The organism is Marinobacter sp. AN1 (assembly GCF_026013985.1).
Classification (GTDB): Bacteria; Pseudomonadota; Gammaproteobacteria; order Pseudomonadales; family Oleiphilaceae; genus Marinobacter; species Marinobacter segnicrescens.
Map to the genome: position 1 here is coordinate 734,160 of NZ_CP110342.1, position 11,655 is coordinate 745,814.

Below are 11,655 nucleotides of genomic sequence, written 5' to 3' on the forward strand. Positions count from 1 at the left end.
AAGCCAGGGTCACGGGCGGTTTTTTATTGCCATGACCAGCGACCGACCTCCCGTCATCATCGGCCTCCTCCTGGCCGGTGGCAAAGGTACCCGAATGGGCGGCCAGGACAAGGGCATGCTCAACTGGCAGGGGCAGCCGATGGCAAGGTGGGTCTACAAGGCCCTGAGTGCCGTTGCGCCCGAAGTATTCATCAGCGCCAACCGCTCCCTGAACGACTACGAACACCTGGCCCCCGGCCACGTTCTCCCGGATCCTGAAAACTTCCATTATCAGGGCCCCCTGGCCGGCCTGCTGACCGGCCTTAAAGCCGCTGCTCGTGAAGGCGCCAGCGCAGTCCTCGTCTGCCCCTGTGACACCCCCGGCATCACCCCGGCCACCCTCGACGCCCTGGTAACCGCCTGGGAGGCGCAGCCTGAACGCCCGGTAATCGCCGAAAGTGAGGGCAGGACACACCCCCTGCATGGGGTCTATCCCGTCAGCCTTATGGTTTCTCTCCAGCAGTGGCTGGAATCCGGTAACCGACGGGTCATGGGATTTGCAGAATCGGTTGGTGCAGTGGTCGTGGCCTGTCCGGAAGCAGGCGAGGTTTTCAGTAACCGGAATAAACCAGCTGATCTGCTGTAGTTTTTTTGATGCCGAAAACGGAGTTTGAATCGGTATCTGGGTGGGGGAGTCTTTCTGCAGGAAAAAGGTGTCTGAGCGAAGCGAGTTCTTTTCCGGAAGAAAGACTCCCCCGCCCGGGTACCAGCCACCTCACAACCAAGCCACCCGACGATCCAGGCCCCAGGCTATGAGGTCACTCCTCCCAGCGCCCACCAACCGCTAGATCCGAATCTTTCTGCTCCACCCAATGCTCCCCGGTCTCCGTCAGCTCCTTCTTCCAGAAAGGCGCACTGGTCTTGAGCACATCCATCAGAAACTGGCAGGCTGCAAAGGCATCCCCCCGATGGGCACTGGCCACCCCGACAAACACGATCTGGTCTGAAAGCCGCAAGGTACCCACCCGATGAATCACCGTCACCCGGCGAATATCCCACCGCTCCCGGGCCTGCCGTATCAGGTCACGGATCACTTGCTCCGTCATGCCGGGGTAATGCTCCAGGTACAACCCGGTAACACCCTGCAGGTCACCACTGTCTCGCACCAGCCCGGTAAAGGTGGCAATGGCCCCGGTACCGGAGCCACTGTTCCTCAGGCTGTTGTACTCGATAGCGGGATCGAAATCAGCTTCCTGGATGCGCACCTCTTCCATAACTAGCCCCCGGTCACCGGCGGGAAAAAGGCCACTTCATCCCCGGGGTTTACCGGAGTGGCAGGCCTGGCCATAGCCTGGTTGACTGCAATCATCACCGGCTGGTCGCCGGTCAGTTGCGCCCAGGGACCGCCCCGGTTCGATAGCTGCGCCAACACGTCGCCGGCGGTCTGACCGGTCTCGCACGGCAGGGTTTCCTGGTCCGTACCCAGTTCTTCCCGCAGACGGGCGAAAAAACGAACGGTCAGGGTCTGGTTACTCATGGTCGTTATCCAAGCAATTCACTGAAAGCGTAGTAGAGAACACGGTCGCCTGCCGCCAGGGTTGTATCCTCCGGCACCACCGCCAGGCCGTCCCCCCAGCAGGCGGAACTCAGCACGCCGGAGCTCTGGTTCGGGTAGGCGGCAATTTCGATCAGGTCACCGTTGGCCTGCTTGCGGGCCCGCAGGAACTCCCGCCGGACTGAAGGCTTGTCCACCGAAAACGCCGCGGGCAGGTATTCGCCCAGCACATGATAGCGGCGGTTGCCCTGACAGTGACGGATATAGGGCAGGCCGGCCACCAGGAAAGTGACTAACACTGCAGCCGGGTTGCCGGGCAGGCCCAGAACCGGGGTGCCGTCCAGGGAACCGAAGGCCAGCGGTTTGCCGGGTTTGATGGCCAGTCGCCAGAGGGAAAGCTCACCACTTTCTTCCAGCACGACCCGTACATGGTCTTCCTCGCCGACGGAGACGCCACCGCTGGTAATGATGAGATCCGCCTCGGCTGCCGCGCCAAGAAGTGCCGATCGGGTATTCTCCCGGTTGTCCCTGAGGGTTTCGCAGCGAACAATATCGCAACCCACTGCCTGCAGCAGCCCCGTCAGGGTATAACGGTTGGTGTTGTAGATCTGGCCGGCCTGCAACGGCTGGCCAGGGTCCACCAGCTCGTCGCCGGTGGAAAAGACGGCCACCCGCAGCGGCTGCAACACCTCGACAGAACCAATGCCCATAGAGCCGAGCAGGCCCATTTCCTGGGGCCGAATGGGTGTGCCCGCTGAAAGGGCAATCGCTCCGCTGCGCAGGTCCTGCCCCTGGCGCCGGATGTTCTGGCCTTGCTCAACCGCTGCCATGATGGCGATGCCACCATCCCGCGGTTCGGTTCGCTCCTGCATGACCACCGCATCGGCCCCGGCTGGAATCTCCGAGCCGGTGAAAATGCGTACCGCAGTGCCAGGCTCCAGGCTGCCGGGTGCCTGTCCGGCCGCGACCCTGGCCGACACCGGCAAGGGTTCCCCGGAAGCAGTATCCGCCACTCTCACAGCGTAGCCATCCACGGCGCTGTTGTCTGCGGGCGGCACGTCCGCCGGTACCCGGATATCCTCTGCCAGGATGCGACCGAGGGTCCGCTCCAGGGGGAGGGTTTCTGTTCGATCAATCACCTGCGCCCGGGACAGCAAGTGTTCCAGGGCATCGTCCAGTGAGGTCAGGTTCTGTCCGCCCATCACGCCTGCGCCTTGTCGCCGATCACTTCGTCCAGCCGATGCACCGGACGGTCCGGTTTGCGTTGCACCAGCGCGGCGAAGTTACAGGGGCCATGGCGGCTGTCCAACTGGGTGCTGAGAATGCCCTCCCAGCCGGTACGGCAGGCGCCGGTAGAGCCGGGCAGGCAGAAGATCACGGTATGGTTGGCAAGCCCGCCAAACGCCCGGGACTGGATAGTGGAAGTGCCGATGTCCAGCTGCGACAGCCGGCGGAACTCTTCGCCAAAGCCATCGATGATCTTGTCCAGGAGCGGGCCGACGGCTTCCGGTGTGCTGTCCCGCTCGTGGAAACCGGTTCCGCCGGTGATGATAATGCCGTGGATTGCCGGGTCAGCAATCCAGCGAGACATCAATGCCCGCACCAGGTATACGTCATCGGGCAGGATGCGGCGGGCAGCCAGCTGATGGCCGGTGGCCAGCAACTGGTCTTCAAGGTATTGCCCGGAGGTGTCCTGATCCGGCCCGCGGGTGTCAGAAACGGTCAACAGGGCGATGTTCAGCGGCACCAGTTCACCGGTGGGTTTGCTGCTCATGTCAATCTCCGCAGTGGTCATCAGATGTATGGGGTCCAGTATCCGCATTGGCCACGGTCATTGGAAGGGAATACCCCAACCGGTATAGGTACTGTCCCGGCCAAAGGGAGGCAGGGCGCAAAAACCGGTGCAAAATTGGGCAGTAACACTTGACAGAGGCGCAGTGGGTAGTCGATTATCCTGTTTGCCTGGCGAACGGTTGTTCTCCCTGTCCCTGGCCTCTGTACTTTTCCGGACTCCATCACTACCGGTTGCTCCATCTGGCCAGCACCAATTTTTTACTGTTTATCTGATCAACCTGTTCAGGGGCATCCCTGTCATATCAACGATCGCTTACTTCCATTCCTGATAATCCAACAAACTATGAATCTTACTGAACTCAAGCAGAAGTCTGTGCCCGAATTGCTCGACATCGCGCAGGAAATGGGCCTGGAAAACCTCGCCCGTTCGCGCAAGCAGGATGTCATCTTCACCATTCTGAAGAAGCACGCCAAGAGCGGCGAAGACATCTACGGTGATGGCGTACTGGAGATTCTGCAGGACGGCTTCGGCTTCCTCCGTTCCGCCGACGCCTCCTACCTGGCCGGGCCTGATGATATCTATGTCTCTCCCAGCCAGATCCGTCGTTTCAACCTGCGTACCGGCGACACGGTCTCCGGCAAGATCCGGCCACCAAAGGACGGTGAGCGCTATTTTGCGCTGCTCAAGGTCAACGAGATCAACTTTGACAAGCCGGACAACGCCCGCAACAAGATTCTGTTTGAGAACCTGACGCCGCTGTTCCCGAACGAACGCCTGGTGCTCGAGACTGGTAACGGCAGTACAGAGGATCTGTCTTCCCGGGTGCTGGACCTGGTGGCGCCCATTGGCAAGGGCCAGCGCGGCCTCATCGTCTCCCCGCCCAAGGCTGGTAAGACCCTGTTGATGCAGGGCATCGCCCAGGCAATCACCCGTAACAACCCCGAGTGCCATGTGATGGTGCTGCTCATCGATGAGCGTCCGGAGGAAGTGACGGAGATGCAGCGCACCGTGCGTGGCGAAGTCATCGCGTCCACCTTTGACGAGCCGCCGGCCCGTCACGTCCAGGTGGCGGAGATGGTGATCGAGAAGGCCAAGCGCCTGGTGGAGCACAAGAAGGATGTGGTCATCCTGCTGGACTCCATTACCCGGCTGGCACGGGCCTACAACACGGTTATCCCGTCGTCAGGCAAGGTTCTCACCGGTGGTGTGGACGCCCACGCCCTGGAAAAACCCAAGCGTTTCTTCGGTGCGGCCCGTAATGTGGAAGAGGGCGGCAGCCTGACCATCCTGGCAACGGCCCTGGTGGATACCGGCTCCAAGATGGACGAGGTTATCTACGAGGAGTTCAAGGGTACCGGTAACATGGAGATACACCTGGACCGCAAGATTGCGGAAAAGCGGGTCTATCCGGCCATGAATATCCGGCGCTCCGGTACTCGCCGCGAGGACCTCCTGATGACTGAGGCGGACATCCAGCGGGTCTGGATTCTGCGCAAGTTGCTGCATTCCATGGACGACGATACCGCGGCCATCGAATTCCTGCTGGACAAGCTCAGGGATACGAAGACTAACGACGAGTTCTTCCAGTCCATGAAACGTCGTTGATCGGACTAAACCAGCTGGCCCTCAGGCGCGTAAACCTGTGTCTGAGGCCAGCATCGAGGGACCCCTTCCCGGACGCGCCATGAATACCTCCCTGTAGGCTCGTGTTGCCGTCCCTGGCAACACTTAACGGTCCGGGAAGGGGCCCCTCGACACTGTCCCCCAACACTTTGCGCGCACCGGTGCTTGTGCCTCCCGGAACCAGGTTTTAACCAATGCTCGCGTTGGTTGATAAGGTCTTCTGTTACCTGTTCCAGTTAACGCGGAGTTTAAAGAACGGGGCGGGGAGGGTCTTTACCAGACCGTTAAATGTTGCCAGGGACGGCAACACGAGCCTACAAGGATGTATTCATGGCGCGTCTGGTAAAGACCCTCCCCGCCCCGTTCCTGGCACAACTGCCGCAGGCAAGGAATTAAAGTCTGCCGATTACCCCAAGTGTGACTGAGGCGAGCAAAACAACGGAGACCGGCATGAAATACAACGACCTGCGAGACTTCCTCGCCCAGCTGGAAAAAATGGGTGAGCTCAAGCGCGTCTCGGTTGAAGTGGATCCCCACCTGGAAATGACCGAAATCTGCGACCGCACCCTGCGGGCGGGTGGGCCGGCGTTGCTGTTCGAGAACCCGAAAGGTTACGACATGCCGGTACTGGGCAATCTGTTCGGAACACCAAAACGGGTCGCCATGGGCATGGGGCAGGACAATGTCACCGCCCTGCGGGACATCGGCAAGCTGCTCGCCTACCTGAAGGAACCGGATCCCCCCAAGGGCTTCCGGGATGCCATCGAAAAGCTACCCCTGTTCAGACAGGTCATGCGCATGAGCCCGAAAGTGCTGCGCTCGGCCCCCTGCCAGGAAGTAGTGCTTGAGAAGGACGATGTGGACCTGGGCAAGATACCCGTTCAGCATTGCTGGCCGGGGGATGCCGGGCCGCTGGTGACCTGGCCGCTGGTGATTACCCGGGGCCCCACAAGGAACGCCAGAATCTGGGTATCTATCGCCAGCAGGTGATTGGCAGGAACCGCCTGATCATGCGTTGGCTGAGCCACCGCGGAGGTGCGCTGGATTTCCAGGAGTGGCAGCGGGCCAATCCTGGCAAGCCCTTTCCCGTCGCCGTTGCCCTGGGCGCTGACCCGGCCACCATTCTTGGCGCGGTAACGCCGGTGCCGGATACCCTCTCAGAGTATGCCTTCGCCGGGCTGCTCAGGGGTGGTCGTACCGAACTGGTCAAGGCCGGGCTCAGTGACCTGCAGGTGCCTGCCAGCGCCGAGATTGTGCTGGAAGGGTTTATCTACCCGGACGATACCGCGCCGGAAGGGCCCTTTGGTGACCACACCGGTTACTATAATGAGGTGGATCAGTTCCCGGTATTTACAGTGGAGCGGATTACTCACCGCAAAGACCCCATTTACCATAGCACCTACACCGGCCGGCCACCGGATGAGCCGGCCATTCTCGGTGTGGCCCTCAACGAGGTGTTCATCCCGATCCTGCAAAAGCAGTTCCCGGAGATTGTTGACTTCTACCTGCCGCCGGAAGGCTGTTCCTACCGCCTGGCGGTAGTGACCATGAAGAAGCAGTATCCTGGGCACGCCAAGCGGGTCATGATGGGGGTCTGGTCGTTTCTGCGTCAGTTCATGTACACCAAGTTCGTCATCGTGACTGACGATGACGTGAACGCCCGGGACTGGAACGATGTCATCTGGGCCATGACCACGCGCATGGACCCGGTCCGTGATACCACGATGGTGGAGAACACTCCCATCGATTACCTGGACTTTGCCTCACCGGTGTCCGGACTGGGCTCCAAGATGGGCCTGGATGCCACCAGCAAGTGGCCGGGTGAAACCGACCGGGAGTGGGGTACACCGATCACCATGGACGACGACATCAAGCGTCGTGTCGACGAGAAATGGGACAGCCTGGGCATTGAAACCCCGGCTTCCCGCCCCGAGTAATATGGCCACCGATTACCGGGTCGTCCGGTTGCGGCCGTCCGGGCTGGACTACACTGTGGCATCCGGCAACGACCTGCTGACGGCCGCCGCAGCAGCCGGCATTGCCGTACCGTCGGCATGCCGCAACGGTGTCTGCGAGATCTGTGAGGCCCGCCTGCTGACAGGGAAGGCCATCAATACCCGGAATCAACAAACGATCACGATGGGTGGGCGACTGATGCTGTGTCGCACTGAAGCACTCACCGATCTGGAACTGGAGATAACCGCCGTTATGGGCGCTGGAGAGAATCCACCGAAACTGTTTCAGGCGATGGTCGCGGAAGTGCGATCCATCAGCCACGATGTTTACCGGGTCGAGCTGAAAGTGAACCGGCGGCGGGAGTTGTCGTTCCACGCCGGCCAGTACCTTTCGGTTAACCTGCCGGATGCCGAGCCCTGCTATTTCTCCATTGCCAGCAGCCCGTCCGCCGACAACATCGAGCTTCATATCCAGGCAACGCCGGAATGGGTATCCGCCCAGAAAGTGATTGATGCGCTTATGTCAGGCGGTGAAGTAACCCTCGAGATGCCCCATGGTAAAGCCTGTCTCGCGGCAGCACCGCGCAAGCCCCTGCTGATGGTGGCTGCCGGCACTGGCTTTGCCCAGATGAAAAGCATGGTGGATTATCTGCGTGAAACCGGGTTTGACCAGCCGGTCAGCCTCTATTGGGGGGTCCGGCGCCCGGAAGATATGTATCTCCGGTCCCTGGCTGAGACTTGGGACGCGGAATGGCCGCCATTCCGCTTTGTGCCGGTGGTTGGGGATGATGAAGATAACGACTGGAGTGGTCACCACGACCAGCTGGTAGACGCGGTACTGGCGTCCGGTTTTGACTGGGGCAACGTGCAGGTTATGGCCAGTGGCTCACCGGTCATGGTGTATACGCTGATGGATGCGTTGGTGGAAGCCGGCCTGCCGGAAAGCGACTTTTATTCCGATGTGCTGGAGTATGCGCCACGGACTTGATCGGTTTGTAAGCACGGAATCAGCGGCCCTTCGACAGGCTCAGGGCGATCGAATAACGGGAATTGAGCCCCAAACAAGCGAAAACCGATAACTTGGTGACGGTATCTGAATGTCATGGCTAACGATATCTTTGGTGCGTTCCGTTCGCCCTGAGCTTGTCGAAGGGCTTCTTTCGAAGGGGCCGTGGGTGGGAAAAGGTATCACTCCCCGGGACGGCTGAAGATAGCCACCTGCGTTGGTGGCCCGAACTCCCGGTCTTCCTCACCGATACCGCTGAAGCGCACCTGATAGCCGGATTGCCTTGCCGTTGAGCTACACCACTTACGGAACTTGTCACGATTCCATTCAAACCTGTGGTCCGGGTCGCGCAGCTCCCCGGGGTGCAGCCCGAATAACGGATTGTACTCGGCGTTGGGCGTGGTCAGAATTAGCCAGCCCGGACGGTAGTGCTCGAACACGGCCCGCTGCACCTCCGAGAGTCGCCCGGGGCTCACATGCTCGATGGTCTCCACCATGGCCGCGGCGTCAAAACCCGTGAGGTTGAGGCCCGGGTCCATGTAGCTGCCCTGGAGCAGAGAAACCCGCGACTCAGCGGCGGCCACTTCCACCAGCATCGCCCGCGCCTGGCGCAGGGAGAGTCCTGACTGTTCCAGCCCGGTAATGGCGGTGTAGGCCGGCTCCCTGACCAGGCGGCGCAGCAGTGAGCCGCTACCGCAACCAAGGTCCAGGACACTGCGTGCACCGGAGCCACGGATCAGCGTCGCCACCCGATCCAGTCGCTCCTCGTGGAGGGAGCTGGACTGGGTATCCATCAGGCCGCTGACCCGGGCACCGGGTGGCGCTGGTCGTTCAGGTGGCTGGCCAGCGCTACGCCGGTTTCACTCATGGTAAGGAAGGCATCGTCGGCACCCGCATCCCGGATCTTCTCAGCTTCATCGGCATAGCCGGTATGGGCGATGACGTATCCGGTAAAGCCTTTCTTGCGCAACATGCGGGCGGCAATGACCTTGCCTTCAATGTCGTTCATCGCGAGGATGACTGCTTCCAGGTGCGGCATGTGCAGTCCCTCCCAGAAAGTGGTGTCTTCTGCGTCGGCGAAAACCACGTTACGGCCCTCATCCGAGTGCTTCTGGGCCTTGGCAGGATCCGAGTCCAGTCCCATCAGCCTGGGTTCATCTTCACGTAGCCGGTCGTAGGCCGCTGTGCCGGTTCGCCCCATCCCCATGACCAGTACCCGGGTGTCCCCAAGCGAAATCGGCTGTTCGTCCGGATGGTGATTGCGGCTCTCCAGCGGCGCCAGCCGACTCGCCAGGCGCTCATAGATCGGGTGCGCCAGACGGTTCAGGGGTGCAGAGAGCAGGAATGACAGGGAGACCGCGATTGCCAGCGGGATCAGCCATTCTGGCAAGGCGACGCTGGCTACGATCAGGCCGAACTCGCTGTAGTTGGTCAGTGAGAGGCTGGACAGGAAGCTGCTGCGGGCGCGAAGCCGGAACAGCAGCAACAGGAAGAAGAACAGGATCCCCTTCAATGGCAGGATCAAGGCGGTAACCAGTGCGAAGATGAGGGCGTTGGTATCCGGCAGGCCGCCAATACCAATCTGCAGGAAAAAACCGACCAGGAAGATTTCTTTCACGCTCCACAGCGACTTGGACAACTCCTGGGAGCGGGGATGGTTGGCCAGCATGGCGCCGAAGATCAGGGCTCCAAGCTCCGAGCTCAGGCCCACTGCCTCGAACCCAAGGCCACCGATCACCAGGGCCAGCAACAGGCCCAGCAGCACCAGCAGTTCATCATGGCCACTGGCGTCCAGCAGACGGTAAAGGAAGGGTCTTAGCAGGGGCAGGCCGAAGATCAGCAGTGCCCACTCAGACGGCGTCTTGCCGGCGGCCAGGCTCATTACAACCAGTGCGATCAGGTCCTGCATGATCAGGATGCCGATGGCCACCCGACCATGGAATGCCCGTAGCTCGCGCTTGCCTTCCAGTACCTTGGCCGCGAGTACGGTACTGGAGAAGGACAGGGCAACGGCCAGCAGCAGGGCAGTGGTCCAGTCGAGTCCGGCCAGGTAGTGGATGCCGGGGGTAAATACCAGGCAGGTGATGCCGAAGTGCAGCAGACTGCCGCCGATCACCTCCGGGCTGACCACGGATTTGAGCTTCAGTTTCAGGCCAACGGTGAACAGAAGCAGAAGCACGCCCAGATGGGCAATGTGGGACAGGACATCGGTGTCCTCCACCACCAGGGGGGTGAAGCCGGACAATCCACTCAGGACGAAGCCCGCTGCCAGGTAGCCCACCAAAGGCGGAAGGCCTACTCCCTTGACCAGCAGGCCCAGGGTAAAGGCAAAGGTGATCCAGATGGCTTCGGACATGGGGCGGATTCCTTGTGGACAGCAGGAGGCCGATTGTAACGCAAAAAAAAGCCCGGTAGCTCGCTTGCGACCGGGCTTTCAGGCCAATTAGGCAGGATCAGTCGTTTTCACGGGCGATGGCCCGCCAGGCAATGTCCTTGCGATAGAAAGCACCGTTCCAGGTAATGCTGCCCGCCAGTTGGTAAGCACGCTGCTGGGCTTCGGTCACCGTGTTACCCAGGGCAGTGGCGCATAGCACTCGGCCACCATTGGTGAGCACCTGTTCGCCCTGCAGCCGGGTGCCGGCGTGGAAAACTTTCTCGCCCTCGGTTTCCCCTTCCGGGAGGCCCTCAATAACGTCGCCCTTGCCATAGTTGCCCGGGTAGCCGCCAGCGGCCAGTACGATGCCGACGGACGCGCGGTCATCCCAGCGGGATTCGCACTGGTCGAGCTTGCCGTCGATGGCCGCGTCGCACAGCTCTACCAGGTCCGACTGCATGCGCAACATGATGGGCTGGGTTTCCGGGTCGCCGAACCGGCAGTTGAATTCAATGACCTTCGGTGCGCCGTCGTTATCGATCATCAGGCCGGCGTAGAGGAAGCCCTTGTAGGGGTGACCCTCGGAAGCCATGCCACGAACGGTCGGATAGATCACCTCATCCATGACCCTCTGGTAAACAGGATCGGTCACCACGGGGGCCGGGGAGTAGGCGCCCATGCCACCGGTATTGGGCCCGGTATCGCCGTCGCCCACCCGCTTGTGGTCCTGGGAGGTAGCCATGGGCAGGACATGCTCGCCATCCACCATCACGATAAAACTGGCTTCCTCGCCGTCCAGGAATTCCTCGACCACCACCCGGCTACCGGCATCACCGAAGGCATTGCCGGCCAGCATATCGCGGATGGCGGCTTCGGCTTCTTCCAGGGTCATGGCAACGATCACACCCTTGCCGGCGGCAAGGCCATCGGCCTTCACCACGATCGGCGCGCCCTGACTGCGCACATAGGCCAGCGCTTCGTTCACATCGGTGAAGTTGGCGTAGGCGGCGGTCGGGATGTTGTGCCGCGCCAGGAAGTCCTTGGTAAAGGCCTTTGAGCCCTCCAGCTGGGCCGCGCCCTGACTGGGGCCAAACACCCGCAGATTGCGGGATTCGAACTTGTCGACAATGCCGGCTACCAGTGGTGCTTCCGGGCCCACAATGGTCAGGCCCACGTCGTGGGTAGCGGCAAAGTCAGCCAGGGCATCAAGGTCCATCACGTCGATGGAGACATTCTCCAGGCGTGGTTCCAGTGCCGTGCCGGCATTGCCCGGGGCCACAAAGACCCGGTCGGCCAGGGGTGAGCGAGCCGCCTTCCAGGCCAGGGCGTGCTCGCGGCCGCCGCTACCGATAATCAGGATATTCATAT

At 61.1% G+C, this 11,655-nt stretch carries 10 protein-coding genes and 1 pseudogene; 4 read left to right on the forward strand and 7 right to left on the reverse strand.

Translation table 11 applies throughout. The annotated features are described in order from the left end of the window. Positions 1-31: 31 nt before the first annotated feature. Entirely contained in the window at positions 32-625 is a 594-nt protein-coding gene (mobA, locus tag LJ360_RS03285) for a molybdenum cofactor guanylyltransferase MobA (protein WP_264995238.1), read from the forward strand. Between the two features lie 172 nt (positions 626-797). Here mobA and LJ360_RS03290 read toward each other — a convergent pair whose 3' ends face one another. Genes LJ360_RS03290 through moaB form a run of 4 tightly spaced genes read right to left on the reverse strand, consistent with a single transcriptional unit; the run spans position 798 to position 3,308 of the window. Beyond that, positions 798-1,253 carry a molybdenum cofactor biosynthesis protein MoaE gene (locus LJ360_RS03290; protein ID WP_091848780.1) on the reverse strand — a complete coding sequence of 152 codons (456 nt, stop codon included), beginning with the start codon at positions 1,251-1,253 and terminating at the stop codon, positions 798-800. Between the two features lie 2 nt (positions 1,254-1,255). Next, entirely contained in the window at positions 1,256-1,516 is a 261-nt protein-coding gene (moaD, locus tag LJ360_RS03295; protein WP_091848779.1) for a molybdopterin converting factor subunit 1, read from the reverse strand. Positions 1,517-1,521: 5 nt separating this feature from the next. Next, complete coding sequence (glp, locus tag LJ360_RS03300) at positions 1,522-2,736, reverse strand: gephyrin-like molybdotransferase Glp (protein WP_264995239.1); 1,215 nt, start codon at positions 2,734-2,736, stop codon at positions 1,522-1,524. After that, positions 2,736-3,308 carry a molybdenum cofactor biosynthesis protein B gene (gene moaB / locus LJ360_RS03305; protein WP_264995240.1) on the reverse strand — a complete coding sequence of 191 codons (573 nt, stop codon included), beginning with the start codon at positions 3,306-3,308 and terminating at the stop codon, positions 2,736-2,738. The genes glp and moaB overlap by 1 nt, the downstream gene beginning before the upstream one ends. A gap of 363 nt (positions 3,309-3,671) precedes the next feature. On the opposite strand from moaB, the gene rho reads away from it, so the two are divergent. The 3 genes and pseudogenes from rho (at position 3,672) to LJ360_RS03320 (ending at position 7,895) form a co-directional block, all read left to right on the forward strand. After that, complete coding sequence (gene rho, locus LJ360_RS03310; protein WP_091848777.1) at positions 3,672-4,934, forward strand: transcription termination factor Rho; 1,263 nt, start codon at positions 3,672-3,674, stop codon at positions 4,932-4,934. A 468-nt stretch (positions 4,935-5,402) separates the two neighbouring features. After that, positions 5,403-6,889: pseudogene (gene ubiD, locus LJ360_RS03315) on the forward strand (4-hydroxy-3-polyprenylbenzoate decarboxylase). A 1-nt stretch (position 6,890) separates the two neighbouring features. After that, positions 6,891-7,895 carry a 2Fe-2S iron-sulfur cluster-binding protein gene (locus tag LJ360_RS03320; protein WP_264995241.1) on the forward strand — a complete coding sequence of 335 codons (1,005 nt, stop codon included), beginning with the start codon at positions 6,891-6,893 and terminating at the stop codon, positions 7,893-7,895. 200 nt (positions 7,896-8,095) lie between these two features. Here the strand turns inward: LJ360_RS03320 and LJ360_RS03325 are convergent, their stop codons facing one another. The 3 genes from LJ360_RS03325 to purD form a co-directional block, all read right to left on the reverse strand. Beyond that, complete coding sequence (locus LJ360_RS03325; RefSeq protein WP_264995242.1) at positions 8,096-8,707, reverse strand: methyltransferase domain-containing protein; 612 nt, start codon at positions 8,705-8,707, stop codon at positions 8,096-8,098. Then, on the reverse strand, positions 8,707-10,269 hold the full coding sequence (locus LJ360_RS03330; RefSeq protein ID WP_091848773.1) for a cation:proton antiporter family protein: 1,563 nt from the start codon (positions 10,267-10,269) through the stop codon (positions 8,707-8,709). The genes LJ360_RS03325 and LJ360_RS03330 overlap by 1 nt, the downstream gene beginning before the upstream one ends. 97 nt (positions 10,270-10,366) lie before the next feature. After that, positions 10,367-11,653, reverse strand: a complete 1,287-nt coding sequence (purD, locus tag LJ360_RS03335) for a phosphoribosylamine--glycine ligase (protein ID WP_264995243.1) — start codon at positions 11,651-11,653, stop codon at positions 10,367-10,369. Between the last annotated feature and the right edge of the window lie 2 nt (positions 11,654-11,655).